The following is a 16,498-nucleotide window of genomic DNA, read 5'->3' on the forward strand; positions in this document are numbered from 1 at the left end:
TCGATCATGCAATGACCCTGCGGACGACCGCACCGATTTCGACCAGTTGGTCGGGCAGAGCGAGGTCGGACACGCCCATGACGGTGCTGGTGGGGCGGTGGCCGCCGCAGTACTCGACGTGCAGGCGAGCAGCAGCGTCGAAGTGGTCCCGCAGGCCCCTGACGAGGACAGTGGTCTCGACTATCTGGTCGCGGTCGGCACCGAAGTGCTCCAGCACCCGGTCGAGGTTGTCGAGGGTCGTCCTCATCTGGAGTTCGAAGTCGCCCGCCCCGATGAACGCTCCAGTGCTGTCGTGCGACAACTGTCCCGAGATGTAGAGAGTGTCGCCGGCCTGCACGGCCTGGCTGTACCCATAGAGCGACTCCCACGGCATGCCGAAGGTGAATTCCCTGGACTGGACGGTCACGATCGTCTCCTCGTCGTCGACTGGGCCCTCCGTGGGTACGGGGGGAACGACAACTGAGACCAGAACGGCCCCCATGGTGTGACAGCGTCTTGCTGACGTGGGCGCGCAGAGATGTCACACCTTCACGGGGTGGCAGGTCATAGAGGAGACAGCACTTTGCGGTACCCGAGAGCAGCCGTGAACACGTCAAAACTTGAGGGCGTATTCAGACTGCGTATCAAAGTGGGGCTCGGGGGCCCGGCTTTCCGGACTCAGCCGCATCGCTGACCGACCGCACTTTACTCCCTCACGCCCAGCCGACTGCGGGACGCAAGGACGTTCCGCAGCCCTGAGCTGAAAGGACAGGAGCGCCCTATGCCTTACCACGAGCACACCGACCACCAGTACGCCAGACACATCCGCGATGGCGCCCCGGCAGCCTTCAGGGCATTCACCGCCTGGGATACGCAGGTCATGCGTGGCAGGGACAACGCCATCCCGCCCAAGTACGCCGAACTCATGGCCGTAGCCGTAGCACTGACCACGCAGTGCCCGTACTGCATCGAGGCGCACACCAAGGCCGCCCATTCCACGGGCGCAACCCATCAGGAACTGGCCGAGACAATCATGATCGCCGCAGCGCTGCGTGCAGGAGGCGGTTACGCCCACGGCTTCATGGCGATGAAATTCTTCGACCAAGCCGAGGGAAGCGACCCCTCTGACGGGTAGATGTCACCGTTGACGGTCCATTGCCATCTGGTCAAAACGAGGACGCCGTTCGATGGTTGATGAGACCCTCCTGGTCCGGGCCGCAACCGGCGGACAGGGCGGAGCCGTGACCGACGCCTTGTCGCGTCGCGGTGCCAGGGCGCGGGGTCGGCGATGGCGTGGACGATCCTCGGAGAGTGCCCCGCACTCGCCCCAGGCAAGGGATGCAGCGGTCGGGCGGTCGCGATGCCCCGAGACCGCCACCGCCCTGCCCGCCGGTTCGGACCAGCCCCTGGGCGGAGGGCTGGGTGGTCATACTGTGTGCATGAATTCCGGGATGCTTGAAGCGATCCTTTACTGCCTGCAGTTCAGCCGCGAGTTGGGCGATGAGGAAGTCGAGCGCATCAGTCGCATGATCCTGGAGCAGCCGTTCTCCGACCTCACCACGGAAGAGCAGTACGCAGGGATCGAGGCGGCAGTCGCGGTGGACGCCTGGGAGAAGGACCTGTCCTGGCAGCCGCATGACGAACCGTCAGTCCGCAACTTCCTGCGGCGTCTACTGGAACGTCTGGACGCGCTGCGGCCATGGCAGGAGCCGCCCTTCCGCAGCCTTGGGCTCAGCCGCTGGCAGGAGTTCAAGCACGGGACGCCGCTGGCCCACGTGCAGCTCTACTCCCCAGCGCAGGACCAGATGCACGCGCGCCTGCGCACCGTGCCCGAGGACCAGCACCGACTGCGGGCACTGGTGCTGCGTCTGCGGTCCGGGGACGAAGTCGCCCTGGTGGCACCGCCGCTGCCGAACGGAGACGACGCGGTGCTGATGGCGGTGCCACCGCACCGGCCCGCACAGAAGGTGATCGAGGCGTTTCTGATCCATACGGGGTATCCGCCTGGACGAGTGTCCCCCGCGGGCCGGCGGTGGTGGGGACGTCGGAGCGGTGGAACGCTGCCTCCGGGGCTTCGGGACTGAACGAGCGAGCCGGATCGTGGCGCCACTTGCCCTGGTATGCCGTCAGTTCGCCCAGGTGGGCTCGTAATGACCTTGCCGTAGTCGGACGCGCAACCCCGGCTGGAATCACCAACGGTCATCGGACAGGAGCGGCCCGTTGAGGACTGAACCTCCCGCCGGGAGGCGAAGGAGCTTTGGTCCCGCGCCGTTCACACCCTGGACATCGGCGACGACCTGCGCGGATGCCGTCCGGTGGGATCGTGTGCCCTGCGGCCGCCGGGCGCGCCCGAGACCGCGCGTGATCCCGGCCGGTCCAGCACCATGTCCGCACAAGCTTGAGCGACGGCGAGGAACCGATGAACCCGAGCGACGCTGACCGTTCTGAACTGGCCGTCGCCGAACACGACGCCGAACCTGTGGCGGGGGCCAAGCCGCTGCTCGACGCCCCGCAGACGGCCGCGGCGGGGATGGCTATGTGGATCTTCGTCGTCGGCCCGCCGATCAGCCTGATCGCCGTGGTGCCGTTCGTGTGGGGATGGGGCCTGTCCGCGCTGGACGTCGGCATGGCGGTGGTCGCCTACCTCGTGTCCGGCTTCGGCCTCACGGTCGGTTATCACCGCCTCTTCACGCACCGCTCGTTCAAGGCACGGCGGGGCCTGCGGATCGCCCTCGCCGTCGCGGGTTCGCTGGGGGTCGAGGGCTCGCCGGTCCAGTGGGTGGCAAACCACCGCCGTCACCACGCCTTCGCCGACCGAGAGGGCGACCCGCACTCGCCCTGGCGCTACGGCAGCGACACACGCGCGCTGCTCAAGGGCCTTCTGCACGCGCACATCGGATGGATGCTGAAGCGTGAGCTGAGCAACCGGGCCAGGTTCGCGCCCGACATCGCCGCCGATCCCGATATGCGGCTCATCGGCCGGCTCTTCGGGCCGCTGACCGCCGTCTCGCTCCTGCTCCCGGCGCTGGTCGGCGGGCTCGTCACCGGCAGCTGGACCGGCGCTCTGACCGGGTTCTTCTGGGCCGGCGTGATCCGGATGGCGCTGCTGCACCACGTCACGTGGTCGGTGAACTCGGTCTGCCACGTCGCGGGCAAGCGCCCGTTCGCCAGTCGGGACAAGGCCACCAACTTCTGGCCGCTCGCACTGCTGTCCTTCGGGGAGAGCTGGCACAACTCACATCACGCCGACCCCACGGGCGCGCGCCACGGCGTGCTGCCGGGCCAGCTCGACCCCTCGGCACGCCTCATCTGGATATTCGAGAAGCTGGGCTGGGTCCACGACGTTCGCTGGCCGAGCCCCAGCCGTCTCAGCGCTCGACTGCTGCCCGAGCCGATCGGTTCGCCCGAGTCCGCGGCCTGACGTCCCGGGCAGCGCGCGTCCCCGCGGCGTCCCGTGCCCATGGGACACAGCAGCCGGCGCGGGACGTTCGCGCGCTGGTCCGCACTCCCCGGCTCAGCCGAGCAGTTGAGCCGGGGTGTCGTTTCGGCGGCGAGCCGCGCTGTGTGCGGCTGCTGTGCGTGAGCGGTGTACCGGTCATGCTGCCCGCGCGGTGCACGGGTCATCCGGCCGAGTACGTCCTCAGCGAGCCGTCGTCCCGTGCTGCCGGACAGCGCCGACCACGATCCCCGCGATCAGGAGGGCCACCCCCGCAGCCAGCCAGAACCAAGGGTTGTACTCGTCCACGCACGACTGACCGGTGGCTGTGGTGGTACACACGGTTCCTGGGCCTCCCCGGTTGAGGAAGGCCACGTACAAGAGCGGTACTCCGAGCCCGGAGATCACACCCGGAAGCCCTGCCGAGGAGCCCCGTCGGGACGCCAGCAGGCCGGCCGCCACGATGGTGACGAGCAACAGGTACAGGCCGATGGTGAGCAGGGTCAGAAGGCTGAGCGACCCCACTGCGCCGACGGCGAGCCAGCCGCAGAACCATGGCCAGACGCTGGTTCTCATTCGTTCTCCTCGGTCGACTGCTGTGGCTGAGGGTGCCCTTGCCGGAAACCACGTCCGCCGGAGTCACGCCACATATTCGTACTCGTGGTGGGTGTCGCCAAACGTTCACGGCTAGATATGTCGAGGCGGGCGATCTGCTCCAATTCGGTGATCGTCCCAGGCGAGGAGCGCAGCGGTCAGGCGATCTCGATGCCCGCATGAGGCCGTCGGGACGGATAGACCCACTCGAACCCCCGTAGGACGCCGTTGCATTGGGTGGGTCGGTCGTGGTAGGCGAGGAGCGCAGGAGCGTTCCTCCCAGGACGCCGGGATAGGGTGCACCCGTGGAGCGGATCTTGGTGGTGGGTGTCACCGGTGCGGGCAAATCCACGCTTGCCCAGACCTTGAGCAGTCGTCTGGGCGTGCCCTACCACGAGATGGACGCGCTGTACTTCAACGGCCACAACTGGGCCACCAACAACAAGTTGGTCGAAGACGTAGCACGGCTCACCGCCGAGCCTCGCTGGATCATCGACTCTCTCGGCTATCCGGAAGTCCGTGACCTGCTGTGTGACCGGGCCGACACCGTGATTTGGCTGGACTATCCCAAACGGGTCATCATGCCCCGCGTACTGCGCCGGTCCATCCGACGCACCGTCACACGCGAAGTCCTCTTCGGCGGCAACAGGGAAACTTGGACGGACTGGCTGAGCCGGGAACACCCGGCCTGGTGGGCCTGGTCCCAACACGGCGCCCGCCACCGCGAAGTCGAGCGCCGTGTCCGCAATCCCCGCTTCGCCCCTCTGGACACCCTCCGCTTCGGCCACCCCAATGACATGGCGGCCTGGCTGGCGTCCCTCTGACCCGGCGGGCCAGGCAGCTGGGCCCCGCTTCGTCGACGGGCCGGCATCCTGCCAGAGGGGCGCTGATCTCGGTCGTCACCCGGCGAGTCGGCCCTGCTCAAAGGCTATGAGGTGCGCGTGTAATGGGCGAGCGTCTCGGCCGGGGCGATCTTCAAGGGACCGCCCGCTGATCGTGTGCGGCCGGTGTTGGTAGTGGCCTGGCAGCCTCTCAATGTGGTCAACGAGCCCGCCGACACCACAGGTGGCGGAATGGCGACATGCGGCGGAATCTCGCCAGGGCATCGGAGATTCCGATGGTGTATGCGGTGCGCAGGTATACGCCAGCGGTTCGACCGAACCGCGCACGTCGCCCAAGGAGAGACCCACCTTGCGCATACCCATCTTCAGACGGCGTGCCGCCACCGCGGCCGCCCTCGCTGTGATCGCCCTTCAACTGCCCATGGCCGTCGCGGCACACGCCGCGGCGAAGACCCAGGTCGCGCAGTCCGACGTGGCACGGCAGTGCGCTGATCCCAAGCCGGGCACGTTCTCCTGCTTCGCGCTGCGGCGCACCGATGTCCCCGTCCGACACGGAGTCCAGCCGTTGGCCGCCACCCCCAGCGGCTACGGACCCGGCGACCTGCAGAGCGCGTACTCCATACCCGCGGGCGGCGGCGCCGGCCAGACCGTCGCCATCGTCGACGCGTACGACGACCCGAACGCCGAGGCCGACCTCGCCGTGTACCGGCAGCAGTTCGGGCTACCGGCGTGCACCACCGCCAACGGCTGCTTCTCCAAGGTCAGCCAGCGCGGCGGCACCGACTACCCCGCCCCGAACGCCGGCTGGGCCGGTGAGATCTCACTCGACGTCGACATGGTGTAGGCGATCGCACCCAACGCCCGCATCCTGCTGGTCGAGGCCGACTCCTCCAGCTTCCAGGACCTGGGCGCTGCGGTGGACGAAGCCGTCAGCCTGGGCGCGAAGTTCGTGTCCAACTCCTACGGCACGGGCTACACCAGCACGCCAGGCAGCGGCGAGGATCCGTCAGAACTCACCGCCATGGACCCGTACTACAACCACCCGGGCGTCGCGATGGTCGCGTCTTCCGGCGACGACGAATACGGCGTGAGCTATCCGGCCGCGTCCCAGTATGTGACATCCGTCGGCGGCACCGCACTGACCCGCGACTCCGGCACCAGCCGCGGCTGGACCGAGTCGGTGTGGAACGACGACTTCGGCGGGCCCGGTTCCGGGTGCTCGCTGTACGAGCCCAAGCCGGCGTTCCAGACCGACACCGCGTGCGCCAAGCGGACGGTGGCGGACGTCTCGGCGGTCGCCGACCCGGTCACCGGCGTCTCCGTCTACCAGACCTACGGCGACGGCGGCTGGTCGGTGTACGGCGGCACCAGCGCCGCCTCGCCGATCATCGCGGGCGTGTACGCCTCGGCCGGCGCCCCGGTCGCCGGCACCTACCCCAACGCCTATCCGTACGCGCACAGTTCTTCGCTCAACGACGTGACCACGGGTGACAACGGCTCGTGCACGCCGACCGCGCTGTGTACCGCGGGAGCTGGCTACGACGGCCCCACCGGCCTGGGCACGCCCAACGGCCTGACCGCGTTCAGCAGCGGGCCGCACGGCGTGATCAAGGGTACGGTCACCGACCACGCCACGGGCTCGCCCATCGCCGGCGCGACCGTCAAGGCCGGCGACTACACGACCAAGGCCGACGCCGCCGGTGCCTTCACGCTGAACATCCCGCCGGGCAGCTACGACGTCACGGCGAGTGCCTACGGCTACACCAGTGCCACGGACAAGGGAGTCTCCCTGGCCGAGGGCGCGACCGTCAGCGAGTCCTTCGCGTTGGACTCGGCGCCCAGCCAGACGGTGTCCGGCAAGGTCACGGACGGCTCCGGGCACGGCTGGCCGCTCTACGCCAAGATCACCGCGGACGGCGTGCCCGGCGGACCGGTCTTCACCGACCCGGTCACCGGGGCCTACTCGCTGACGCTGCCGCAGAATGCCTCCTACACCCTGCACATCACGTCCGACTACCCGGGCTACAAGCCCGTCACCAAGTCCGTGGACGTCGGGGTGAGCGCAGGCACGCTGAACATCGCGGTTGCGGTCGACTCCGAGGCCGCGCGGGCACCCGGCTACGCGGTCCATCTCACCGGCCCCACCGCGGACTTCACGGACACCATGGCCGCACCGGCCGACTGGAAGGTGAGCAACGCCGATGGCACGACGGGTGGTTGGGAGTTCGACGACCCGGGCGAGCGCGGCAACCGCACCGGTGGCAGCGGCGGCTTCGCCGTCGTCGACAGCAACCACATCGGAAGCGGCCAGCACCAGGACAGTGCGCTGCTGTCGCCCTCCTACGACCTGAGCAGCGCCAGCACGCCGATCGTGTCGTTCGACACCGAGTACCGGGCGAAGACCGGCTCCACGGCGGACGTGGATGTCTCGACCGACGGCGGCACCACCTGGACAACGCTGTGGCACCAGACCACCCTCTCGGTGCTCGGCCCGAAGCACGTCTCTCTTCCGCTGACCGACTACGCGGGCAAGAGCGACGTCCGGTTGCGGTTCCACTACACCGGCACCGCGGCGTACTGGTGGGAGGTGGACAACGTCTTCGCCGGGTAGCGCAGTTACGACCCGGTGCCCGGCGGCCTGATAGTCGGCAAGGTCACCGACGCCAACACCCAGGCGGGCGTCGACGGCGCGACGGTCACCAGTACCGACGCACCCGCCGACGACACCACCACCGTGGCCACCCCGGACGACCCGAAGGTCGGGGACGGCTTCTACTGGACGTTCTCGCACGCCACCGGGAACCACACGGTGTCCGCCGCAGCCACGCACTACACCACCGCGACGGCCACCGCGGACATCGCGCCGGACAGCACCACGAGCGTCAACCTGTCCCTCAAGGCCGGCCAGCTGAAGGTCACTCCGGCCTCCATCGCCAAGACCGTCGCGTGGGGCAAGAGCGCCGCGCAGACGGTGACGGTCACCAACACCGGCACCGCGCCAGCCACGTTGAAGCTGGGCGAGCGCTCGGGCGGCGTCGTCGTCCAGCAGGCCGGTGCCCCGCTCGATCTCGTCCAGGGCAGTTACTCACCGCTGCCGCTCGCCGGGAAGGCCGCCGCGTCCGGTGGCGCGGCTGCCAAGTCCGCGGCGAAACCGGCCGACTCGGTCCAGAGCGCGTCGGGTGACGCCTGGCAGCCGATTGCCGACCTGCCTGTCACCCTCGGTGACAACGCCGTCGAGACCTACCAGGGCACCGTCTACTCGGCGTTCGGCTACGACGGCCGCGGCACCCTCAACGACATGTACGCATACAGTACGAACAGCGGCGCCTGGACCAAGCTCGCCTCGGCCCGGGACCTTCGCGAGGCCCCGGTTCACGGCCTCATCGACGGCAAGATCTACGTCACCGGCGGTTGGGGTGTGGGCGTTCAGCCCGACCCCAAGACAGAGATCTACGACATCGCGACCGACACCTGGTCCACCGGTGCAAACTCGCCCAAGCCGTACGGCGGTGTGGGCAGTGCGGTGGTCAACGGCAAGCTGTACTCGGTCGGCGGCTGCACCGCCAGCGGGTGCGGTTTCACGGACGTCACCGTGTACGACCCGCAGACCGACACATGGGCGAGCGTCGCGCCCTACCCCGAGCCGGTGTCCTGGTCCTCTTGCGGCGGCATCGGCGGCAAGCTGTACTGCTCCGGCGGCACCCGGACTGCGGGCAGCACGACCCACGCCTACGTCTACGACCCCGCAACGGATTCCTGGTCGGCCATCGCGGACCAGCCGACCGACGCCTGGGGTGCGGCGTACACCGTCGCCAACGGGATGCTGCTGGTCGAGGGCGGTGCCACACAGAGCGGCCGTGTGCTGTCCAACCAGGTCTGGGCGTACCAGCCGAGCGACAACACCTGGACGGCGCTTCCCAATGCCAACGCCTCGCTGTACCGCGGCGGCGGCAGCGTCGGCTTCTACGCAGTCGGCGGCATGGCCGGGGCCGGCACGCCCACCAAGGTGGCCGAGGTGCTGCCGGGCTACGACCAGCCCGAGACCACCGATGTCACCTGGCTGTCCGAGAGCACCGGCACGGTCACCGTGCAGCCGGGAGCCAGTGCGACCGTGACGGTCACCGTCGACGCGTCGGCGCCCGAGGTCACCCAGCCCGGCGTGTACAGCGCCCTGCTGACCCTTGGCACCGACACGCCGTACCGGCTCGCCCCGAGCAGCGTCTCCATGACGATCAAGCCCCCTGCCACGTGGGGCAAGATCGCCGGCGCGGTGACCGCCCCCGGCGGGGCGCCGATCGTCGCGGCGACCGTGCAGATCAACACCTCGGCGGCGCACTACACGCTCAAGACCGGCAAGGACGGCACCTACGAGCTGTGGCTCAACGTCCACAGCAACCCGCTCCAGGTGGTCGCGGCCAAGGACGGCTTCCAGCCGGCCGTCGCCACGGTGAGGATCTCGAAAGGAGCGACCACGACGCAGAACTTCACACTGCTCAAGGACTGACCGGCGCCCTGGACCGGATGCGGCCGGCGTGCCGCCTCCGGTCCGGCAACGGCCCAGTCGCCCTGGTCCGGTCTCGCGCACCCTGAGGGTGAGCCGGCCGCCGGTCAGTCCGGTGGCCGGCTCACTCGTCCCCGACAGCACTTGACCGCCCGTAGGCGTAGCGGGAAGGCCCCCCGAACACGAACAGGTCGCCGGACGCCAACTCCAGGTCGGTGTGAGGCTTTCGGCGTCAAGCCGTCCGGAAGCGGTACGACACCTGTAGCCGGGGGCCGATCGATATCGGATCGCGTGAAAAGGATGCGAGCTGGCACGCTGCCTCTATGGATCACGCAGAAGTACTGCTCATCGGAGGGCGGGCCGGAGTCGGCAAGACGACGGTGGGGTGGGAGGTTTCGGCGTTGCTGCGGGCGGCGGCGGTCTCGCATGCGGTCATCGATGGAGACTTCATGGGTCAGGTACATCCGGCCCCGGAGGGCGATCCTCACCGTTCGGAGATCACGGAGAGCAATCTGACTGCTGTGTGGGCGAACTTCGCCCGGCGCGGCTACCGCCGGCTGATCTATACGAACACTCTGAGTGTGCTACCTGAGGCGGCTGGAATGTTCGAGCGTGCCATGGGGTCGGGAGTGCGGATCGTACGGGTCCTGCTCACCGCCTCCGATGCCACCGCCCGCGAGCGGCTGGTGCGCCGGGAACTCGGCTCGGAACTGGAGCAGGAGCTAAAGGGAAGTGCCCGCAAGGCGCGGCTGCTGGACCAGCGGGCCCCTGCGGAGACCGTGCGCGTGGTGACGGATGGGCGGGCTGTCGTGGACATCGCGCGCGAGGTGGTGGCCGCCACCGAATGGGCGCCGAAAGGACGGGCCTATTTGCGTACGCCCAATCACTAGGTCGAGCGATGCGCTGTCGGCTTTTCCAATCGACACTTGTCGCGTCGGTAGTTATTGCTCTCCGGGAATTGCGGACGGACTGCATTTGCTCGATGAGCCCCATGCTCCGACGGTGCCCGGGTGGACCGCGACGGCGGTCGTGGAGCTGTGTGGCTGCACCGGGGACATCAGTAGTTGAGTAATGCAAGGAGGAATGACCATGAACAAGTTCATGCGGCGTATTGCCACCGCGACTGCTTCTCTCGCAGTGGCCGGAGGTGCGCTCCTCGCTGTCAGTACGTCCGCAACCGCGGCTCCACTTCCGGCCGACGCGCCCGTCCCCGCCCGGGCAGGTGTGGTTGCGGACACGGCGACCACCGGAGAAAACGACAGCGGAAACGGAGACAGCAGCGTCGGGTACAGCCGGTACGACCGCTTCTACCCCTGGATCTGGGAACAGCTCAAGACGTTCGGATACGACCCCTACCCCGGTCCCCAGCACTCCGCGAACGAAAGCTCCGACGCTCGCTGACGGGCCACCCTCTCGTGCGAGCCCGGCATAGGTAGAGCTGGACCCGGCACGGGCCAAGAAGATCCGCGAGCCCGGGATGCACTCGCCCATGGTCGTATCAATGCGCGCACGCGGCGTCGTACTCGGCGTTGCCGTCCTCCTCCGCTCGGACAACCCCGCGTTGTTCGAGGAGGACGACCTTCTGCTCGCCGAGTAGTCGGCGGGGCCGGGCAGCGCTGGGCCCGGACAACGCCAGGCGGTACACGCGCGAGCGCACCACCGCGCCCAGGCTCCAGCACCGCCCTCCCCCTCCATGTGACCGGTGGCTCCGCCGTCGACGTGATCAGGCCCTACTTCCCGGCGAATTCGGAAGAGGGCGTCAGCAGTGACTACTCGCGTACGCCCCCGACCGGACCGTCCTCGCCAAAGCCCTCGCGTTCACGTACCTGGACCTCGCGTCGGCCGTGAAGGTGTCCCGCAGGTGAGTGAGGTGCCGTGCCCATGACCAGGGCGACCGAAGCGGGTCCTGTCCGGCGCAGCACCCCCGTCATGAGACTGCCGGATGCGATCACCCAGGACCCCACGAGGGCGTCGGCGAGCGCCTGACCCGGTTCGTCCTCAGCGTCTGGGAGAACGTCCACGACCGTACGCCGCTGCCGGCGATTCTCCGGTCCGCCCTGACCAACGAGTCCGCTGCCGCTGTCTTCCGCCGCTTGGTCGCCATGCAGCTGCTGCGACGCGCCGCGGGCCAGCTGGACATCCAGGAGCCCGAGCTGCGCGCCGAGCCGGCAGCCGCCCAGCTGGTCTGGGTGGCGGTACTGCGATACGTGATCAAAGTGGAGCCGCTGGCCTCCGCGGACTTGGAACAGCTCGTGGCACGGGTGGCACCGGTCGTGCAGCGGCATCTCACGAACCCCTGACGAGTGCCCGGCGTCCCACCGGCACAACGGCGCGCCACGCCAACATCGCTGCCTGCCGCTGTGCGGTCGGCAAGCCGCAGCCCGCCACGCCTCCCTTGGAAAGGCCACGCGGTGTCAATCATGGCGATCGGCAGCAGCCGAGCCACGGATGCCCCCGCCGCTGTCAGCGTCGACGGCCTTCGGTCTGGGCACCGTGGTGACGAGGTAGATCACCGGGCAGCGCACTGGCGGGATCACGCTTCGGCGCTCGCGCAAGCACGCTGCCAGGTGACCGTTGCCCCTCGATCAGACGGTGGAGACCACTTGGCCGTACGTCAGACGCGGGGAGCGTGTGAACCACGCGTTCTCGCCCGGCTTGCCGATGTTGACGACGACAAGAACCGAGTGCTCGCCATCGCCGAAGAACTCCTTGTCGATGCCCTCGGCGTCGAAGCCGGTCATCGGTCCTGCAGCCAGACCGGCGGCGCGAATGCCGACGATGAAATAGCCGATCTGGAGGAGCGCGTTGAGCTTCGCTGATCGCTCACGCACTTCACGCTCGGCGAAGAGATCCTTGGCTTGCGGGAAGTGCGGGAACTGACTGGGCAGTTCCTCGTGGAACTCATTGTCCGCGGCAAGGATGGCGACGAGCGGGGCAGCCGCGGTCTTTTTGCGGTTGCCCTCGGACATGTGCTTGGCGAGACGCTCGCGCGCCTCGGCGGAACGGACCAGCACGATACGCAGCGGCTGCTGGTTCATGGAGGTGGGCCCGTACTTGACCAAGTCGTAGATGGCCTCGATCTGTTCGTCCGTCACCGGCTCGTCGGTGAAGGTGTTGGCGGTCCGTGCCTCCCGGAACAGAAGGTCCTGGGCAGCGGGGTCGAGAGCGAGGGGCATGGTGAACCTCTTACGGGTGAGCGAATGTGACTTCTAGGTGATTCGGCGAACTGCACAGCAGAGGTATTGGGCGCTGACACCCAGCAGGTACACGGCGGTCGTGGTCGCCCCGACGAGCCCCCACAGGAGGGGCCCTGAACAACACCGCGCGAGCAACAGGCTGACCAGCGCGGCGAAAGCGGCCATGGGCAAATGGAAGGCGGCCCATATCCAGGTGCCCGCCGGGACGGACTTGTCCGGCGTCATGAGGGCACCGCCGTACGCGACAGTACCCAACGCGACGAAGGCGAACGTCGCACCAGTGAGGCCCGCCAGGACCTCGGCCGCCCCGGGGGCGCCCCGATCGGACGACGTCACCGCGGTGGCGGTCCACAGCGCCAGGGTGTATCCGTGCGGGGCCGCGCTCGCGGCCACGACAGCGCGGAGTTGGCCGCGGTATCCGCGTTCCCGGCCTGCGTCGGCACTGCGACCGACCGCCCTGCGCTGCGGCTCGCTATCCGCGCGCGACATGAGTGAAAGCCTTGCCGGGTCGGTACTCCTTCTCGAGCGCCTCGTATGCGACGCGGGTCCGCGCGACGGAAACTACCCGGTCGGTGTCCGGGCTCAGCCGGCTCCTGATCCACTTGCTGATGGAGTCGAGCCCGTCTGCGGCCGGCTCGACGACGAAGCACAATCCGTGTGCGACATGGTCCCGGCCCGCCCGGACCATGTCGCCGCGCCTTGGCTCGGCACGCGGTGCGGTCTTGCGGATCAGCCGGTCGGGGCCTCCGCGTCGGTGTGCGCCTACTTCGCGCATCGTGTTCATGAGGCGGTCACTTCCTGATGAAAGGCGGCGCCGTGCGCATTGCACGCCGTCGCCACCAGCATCAGCAGTACCGCCGCAGCAGGCATCGCCCATTCAAGGGATCCTGGCGCTCGCGCCCTGCCCTTCGGGGCCGCTCACTCCCCCGCCGCTCAGTCCCCCACCGCTCAGTCCGCCCCGTCGGCGAGACCACCCCGTTCGACCGCCAGACGAGTCAGTTCGACTCGCGTGTTGATACCCAGCTTGGTGAAGATGTGCTTCATGTGGGTGTTGACGGTGTGCACGGACACATAGAGCCGGTCGGCGATGGCCCGGTTGGTGAGGCCGTCCACGACCAGCGGAATCAGCTTCCGCTCGGATTCGGTCAGGTCCCCCCACTCCGGGGAGCCGATCGTGTGGTGCCGTGGAGCGCCGGTGCGCACGCCGAGCTGCCGAAGGCGCCGCCTGATCCGTTCGTGATCGCGCAGGGCTCCGGAGGCCGCCGCCAGCTCAGCCGCTTCCTCGAAATACGGGATCGCCGGCGTTGGATCGGGCGATGCGGCCATGAGCTCGCCGAGGTCCTCACAGGCCGCAGCCAGTGCCAGCGGCCTGCCGGTGCTCCGGTAACCGGTGATGGCGGACTCCAGGGCGCGGGGGTCGCTGTGGAGCAGGCCGTCCACATGGGCGCGGACCGCGCCGATGGTCAGCCGGCTGTCGTCCTGTGCGGTCAGGCTGCGCAGGGAGTCGGACACGGTCTGCGCGAGCGACGGGTCCTCGGCTCGGAGCGCGATGCGCACCATCGCGGGCCAGTGGGACGGAGGTACCGCAAGCAGCCGCGTCGGCTCGAGCTGTCCGAAGCTGTCCTTGAATATCCCTGCCGCCGCGGCATCCCGGCCCTCCGCGTGCGCCAGGCAGGCGCGCGCGAGCGACACCCACAGGCCGTACCGCTGCGTGGCTGTGCCGGAACCGGCTTCGGCGGCGCCGAGATGGTCCCTGGCCTTGGCGAGGTCACCGCGTCTGGTCTCCACCAACGCGAGCACGGAGCGGGCCCGCGGATTCGGTTGCATGATCTCGAGTTCGTCCGCCACCGTCAGACTCGCTTCGGCCTCCACTGCCGCGTCGTCCAGTGCTCCCTGTTCGAGGAGTGCGCAGGCACGAGCGGCATGCCAGAGGGGAAGCGACCAGCCGAGGCCCAGGGCCTCCGCTTCGCGCTGTCCCTCCCGCAGAATCCCCTCGGTGTCTGCGAGCCGGTCGCTGCTGGTCAGTACCGTGGCCAGCCATAGCGCCGGAATCCGCAGGGGCCGCAGGTGGAGCACGGCGGACTCCGTGCCGGCGCGCCGTGTGGCCTGCTCGGCAAGCTCGAGGGCGCGGGCAAGGCGCCCGCGGTAGAAGCACGTCTGTGACTGGAACACCATTGCGCTGACGACGAGAGCCGGATCGTGGCTGCGGTAGGCAGCCTCGACCAGTCCGGTGTCGATCTGTTCCGCAGCGGCGACGTCTCCGAGGTACACGTGGCCCGTCGCCTTGGTCTTCAGCAGGCGGATGCGCACGTCAGGCGAAAGCCCGGGAAGGTCCAGGGCCCGCTCGAGGTGGGTCATCGCGGCGGCGTCCTCGCCCGCCGCCTGATAGATCTCGGCAGCCACCAGGCGCAGGCATGCCTCCTGCGACGGCTCAAGACCGTCCGACAGGGCGGCGTCGATCAGGTCGAGGGCCTCGTGCACCCGGCGGGTACGGCCGAGGTACTCGGCGGCGTCGGTCAGCAGGGTGATTCGACGCCGGTCGTGTGGGGGCAGCAGGCCGGCGATCCGCAGAGCGAAGTCCGCAGCCGCGTCGGGGGCCGTCAATGACAGTTCCCGTACGGCAGTGGTCAGCGTGGTCACGGCGGCGTCGTCGACCGGGCCGCCCGACATGACGACGTGCCAGGCCAGCTCCGCCGATCGTGCTCCGACGCCACGCAGGGTGTCGGCAGCCTCCCGATGCAGAGCGGTCCGTACGGCCAGCGGCAGGTTCTCGTGGACAGCCTGCCGTATGAGGTCGTGGCGGAAGGCCAGTCGTGGGCCGTCGGCCGAGAGCAGCCCGGCGTTCAGGGTGGCCTCGACACCCGGCAGCAGGCTGCCGACCTGCCTGCCGAGCATTCGGGCGGCCGTGCCCAGGTCGAATTCGCGGCCGAGGACGGACCCGATCTGGAGTAGGCGCACGGCATCCTCCGGGAGCCGGTCCAGACGCGCGGCGACACTCCGCCGGAAACCGCCGGGGATCGAGTCGTGCAGGAGGTTCGCCACGCCCCCCTCCACTTTGAGGGCATCCGTGTCGGTAAGAGCGCGCACCAGTTCGATCGCCAGGAACGGATTGCCCGCGACGCCTCGCAGGAGCTTGGCCAGACCGGGTGACGGCTTCGCCCCGAGGACATCGGCAGCGATGTGCTGCAGCTCCTGCTGCGGCAGGGGGCCGAGGGTCAACCACCGGGCTCCGAGACGTTCGAGGTCCTCTCGCACCTTGGCCACGGTCGGCCGCTCGGTCTCCGACCGTACCGCCAGAACCCACAGGATCCGGGAGGCGGCCAGTCGTCCGGGCAGGGTGCGGAGCACGAAGAGGGTTGCCGGATCCGCCCACTGGGCGTCGTCCACAAGCACGGCCACCGGGGCGCGCTGAGCTCGCTCCTCGAGAGCGTCCGTGATGCCGTCCAGCAGCCACAGCCGCTGGTCGTCGGTGGCCGCGGCGGCTCGGTCACGATCGGCGGAGGACTGCAAGGCGGACTGCAGGGCGGCTCCTGCCGCGTACTGGTCGAGCTCGTCGGCCTGTACTGACACCACATCGAACCCGAACTGCCGCGCCAGCTCGTCCAGCTCCGCGAGCAGCCGGCTCTTGCCGACGCCAGGTGCGCCTTCCACGACGACGCAGGCACCCTGTCCACCACGCACCGCTTCCAGGGCCTCACGGACAGCCACGATCTCGCGGTCCCGTCCCCTGAGGCGCAGCCCGGGCATGGCCCGGTTGCCGGGCCCACGGGCCCGGTCGCCCGCGGGGTCTGAGCTGCGCATGGATCAAGCATGCCGCACGGCACATGTGCCCTCAACGTCGCTTCCCCTGGGCTCGGCGCTTTCACCCGGGTGATTCGCGGTTCCGCGCCGTCCTCTCACCCCGCCGCGACGCATGCTCCGTGCCGTCCAGATCTCTTGCCCCTGGAGA

At 68.9% G+C, this 16,498-nt stretch carries 15 protein-coding genes and 2 pseudogenes; 10 read left to right on the plus strand and 7 right to left on the minus strand.

What is annotated here, in order from left to right; translation table 11 throughout:
- Positions 1 to 4: 4 nt before the first annotated feature.
- On the minus strand, positions 5 to 406 hold the full coding sequence (locus ACQEXA_RS04345; protein ID WP_433128760.1) for a RidA family protein: 402 nt from the start codon (positions 404 to 406) through the stop codon (positions 5 to 7).
- 354 nt (positions 407 to 760) lie between these two features.
- On the opposite strand from ACQEXA_RS04345, the gene ACQEXA_RS04350 reads away from it, so the two are divergent.
- The 3 genes from ACQEXA_RS04350 (at position 761) to ACQEXA_RS04360 (ending at position 3,400) form a co-directional block, all read left to right on the plus strand.
- Positions 761 to 1,114 carry a carboxymuconolactone decarboxylase family protein gene (locus ACQEXA_RS04350; RefSeq protein ID WP_432937093.1) on the plus strand — a complete coding sequence of 118 codons (354 nt, stop codon included), beginning with the start codon at positions 761 to 763 and terminating at the stop codon, positions 1,112 to 1,114.
- Between the two features lie 304 nt (positions 1,115 to 1,418).
- The gene (locus tag ACQEXA_RS04355) at positions 1,419 to 2,063 is read left to right on the plus strand and encodes a hypothetical protein (RefSeq protein ID WP_433128762.1); all 645 of its coding nucleotides are present in this window, start codon (positions 1,419 to 1,421) and stop codon (positions 2,061 to 2,063) included.
- Positions 2,064 to 2,398: 335 nt separating this feature from the next.
- Positions 2,399 to 3,400, plus strand: a complete 1,002-nt coding sequence (locus tag ACQEXA_RS04360; protein WP_432937089.1) for an acyl-CoA desaturase — start codon at positions 2,399 to 2,401, stop codon at positions 3,398 to 3,400.
- A gap of 219 nt (positions 3,401 to 3,619) precedes the next feature.
- Here the strand turns inward: ACQEXA_RS04360 and ACQEXA_RS04365 are convergent, their stop codons facing one another.
- Positions 3,620 to 3,991, minus strand: a complete 372-nt coding sequence (locus tag ACQEXA_RS04365; RefSeq protein WP_432937088.1) for a hypothetical protein — start codon at positions 3,989 to 3,991, stop codon at positions 3,620 to 3,622.
- Between the two features lie 323 nt (positions 3,992 to 4,314).
- On the opposite strand from ACQEXA_RS04365, the gene ACQEXA_RS04370 reads away from it, so the two are divergent.
- The 4 genes from ACQEXA_RS04370 (at position 4,315) to ACQEXA_RS04385 (ending at position 9,355) form a co-directional block, all read left to right on the plus strand.
- Positions 4,315 to 4,833, plus strand: coding sequence for an adenylate kinase (locus tag ACQEXA_RS04370; RefSeq protein ID WP_432937087.1), 519 nt, complete (start codon positions 4,315 to 4,317; stop codon positions 4,831 to 4,833).
- 367 nt (positions 4,834 to 5,200) lie between these two features.
- Positions 5,201 to 5,695: a hypothetical protein gene (locus tag ACQEXA_RS04375; protein WP_432937085.1), complete on the plus strand. Its 495-nt coding sequence runs from the start codon at positions 5,201 to 5,203 to the stop codon at positions 5,693 to 5,695.
- A gap of 72 nt (positions 5,696 to 5,767) precedes the next feature.
- A complete protein-coding gene (locus ACQEXA_RS04380) occupies positions 5,768 to 7,462 on the plus strand; it encodes a carboxypeptidase regulatory-like domain-containing protein (protein WP_433128764.1) in 1,695 nt (564 codons plus the stop codon).
- 15 nt (positions 7,463 to 7,477) lie between these two features.
- Positions 7,478 to 9,355, plus strand: a complete 1,878-nt coding sequence (locus ACQEXA_RS04385; RefSeq protein ID WP_433128766.1) for a Kelch repeat-containing protein — start codon at positions 7,478 to 7,480, stop codon at positions 9,353 to 9,355.
- A gap of 66 nt (positions 9,356 to 9,421) precedes the next feature.
- Here the strand turns inward: ACQEXA_RS04385 and ACQEXA_RS04390 are convergent.
- Positions 9,422 to 9,584, minus strand: a pseudogene (locus tag ACQEXA_RS04390) (alpha-ketoglutarate-dependent dioxygenase AlkB); the annotation flags it as partial.
- 91 nt (positions 9,585 to 9,675) lie between these two features.
- Between ACQEXA_RS04390 and ACQEXA_RS04395 the strand changes: the two are divergent.
- From ACQEXA_RS04395 to ACQEXA_RS04405, 3 genes and pseudogenes are all read left to right on the plus strand, one after another.
- Entirely contained in the window at positions 9,676 to 10,242 is a 567-nt protein-coding gene (locus ACQEXA_RS04395; RefSeq protein ID WP_432937078.1) for an AAA family ATPase, read from the plus strand.
- Positions 10,243 to 10,441: 199 nt separating this feature from the next.
- Positions 10,442 to 10,753: a hypothetical protein gene (locus ACQEXA_RS04400; RefSeq protein ID WP_432937076.1), complete on the plus strand. Its 312-nt coding sequence runs from the start codon at positions 10,442 to 10,444 to the stop codon at positions 10,751 to 10,753.
- Positions 10,754 to 11,307: 554 nt separating this feature from the next.
- Positions 11,308 to 11,652, plus strand: a pseudogene (locus ACQEXA_RS04405) (TetR family transcriptional regulator); the annotation flags it as partial.
- A 285-nt stretch (positions 11,653 to 11,937) separates the two neighbouring features.
- On the opposite strand, the gene ACQEXA_RS04410 reads toward ACQEXA_RS04405, so the two are convergent.
- From ACQEXA_RS04410 to ACQEXA_RS04425, 4 genes are all read right to left on the minus strand, one after another.
- Positions 11,938 to 12,528, minus strand: coding sequence for a malonic semialdehyde reductase (locus tag ACQEXA_RS04410; protein WP_359393482.1), 591 nt, complete (start codon positions 12,526 to 12,528; stop codon positions 11,938 to 11,940).
- 33 nt (positions 12,529 to 12,561) lie between these two features.
- On the minus strand, positions 12,562 to 13,038 hold the full coding sequence (locus ACQEXA_RS04415) for a hypothetical protein (RefSeq protein WP_432937070.1): 477 nt from the start codon (positions 13,036 to 13,038) through the stop codon (positions 12,562 to 12,564).
- On the minus strand, positions 13,022 to 13,333 hold the full coding sequence (locus tag ACQEXA_RS04420) for a hypothetical protein (protein ID WP_432937068.1): 312 nt from the start codon (positions 13,331 to 13,333) through the stop codon (positions 13,022 to 13,024). The genes ACQEXA_RS04415 and ACQEXA_RS04420 overlap by 17 nt, the downstream gene beginning before the upstream one ends.
- A gap of 164 nt (positions 13,334 to 13,497) precedes the next feature.
- Positions 13,498 to 16,350, minus strand: a complete 2,853-nt coding sequence (locus ACQEXA_RS04425; protein ID WP_432937066.1) for a helix-turn-helix transcriptional regulator — start codon at positions 16,348 to 16,350, stop codon at positions 13,498 to 13,500.
- Between the last annotated feature and the right edge of the window lie 148 nt (positions 16,351 to 16,498).

Origin of the sequence: Streptomyces sp. CA-106110 (assembly GCF_050936285.1) — a bacterium.
Taxonomy (GTDB): domain Bacteria; phylum Actinomycetota; class Actinomycetes; order Streptomycetales; family Streptomycetaceae; genus Streptomyces.

Coding starts and splice junctions, on each gene's coding strand:
- ACQEXA_RS04420 (WP_432937068.1), bottom strand. CDS start 13,333: ATGAACACGATGCGCGAAGTAGGCGCACACCGACGCGGAGGCCCCGAC.
- ACQEXA_RS04350 (WP_432937093.1), top strand. CDS start 761: ATGCCTTACCACGAGCACACCGACCACCAGTACGCCAGACACATCCGC.
- ACQEXA_RS04355 (WP_433128762.1), top strand. CDS start 1,419: ATGAATTCCGGGATGCTTGAAGCGATCCTTTACTGCCTGCAGTTCAGC.
- ACQEXA_RS04410 (WP_359393482.1), bottom strand. CDS start 12,528: ATGCCCCTCGCTCTCGACCCCGCTGCCCAGGACCTTCTGTTCCGGGAG.
- ACQEXA_RS04360 (WP_432937089.1), top strand. CDS start 2,399: ATGAACCCGAGCGACGCTGACCGTTCTGAACTGGCCGTCGCCGAACAC.
- ACQEXA_RS04425 (WP_432937066.1), bottom strand. CDS start 16,350: ATGCGCAGCTCAGACCCCGCGGGCGACCGGGCCCGTGGGCCCGGCAAC.
- ACQEXA_RS04400 (WP_432937076.1), top strand. CDS start 10,442: ATGAACAAGTTCATGCGGCGTATTGCCACCGCGACTGCTTCTCTCGCA.
- ACQEXA_RS04395 (WP_432937078.1), top strand. CDS start 9,676: ATGGATCACGCAGAAGTACTGCTCATCGGAGGGCGGGCCGGAGTCGGC.
- ACQEXA_RS04415 (WP_432937070.1), bottom strand. CDS start 13,038: ATGTCGCGCGCGGATAGCGAGCCGCAGCGCAGGGCGGTCGGTCGCAGT.
- ACQEXA_RS04365 (WP_432937088.1), bottom strand. CDS start 3,991: ATGAGAACCAGCGTCTGGCCATGGTTCTGCGGCTGGCTCGCCGTCGGC.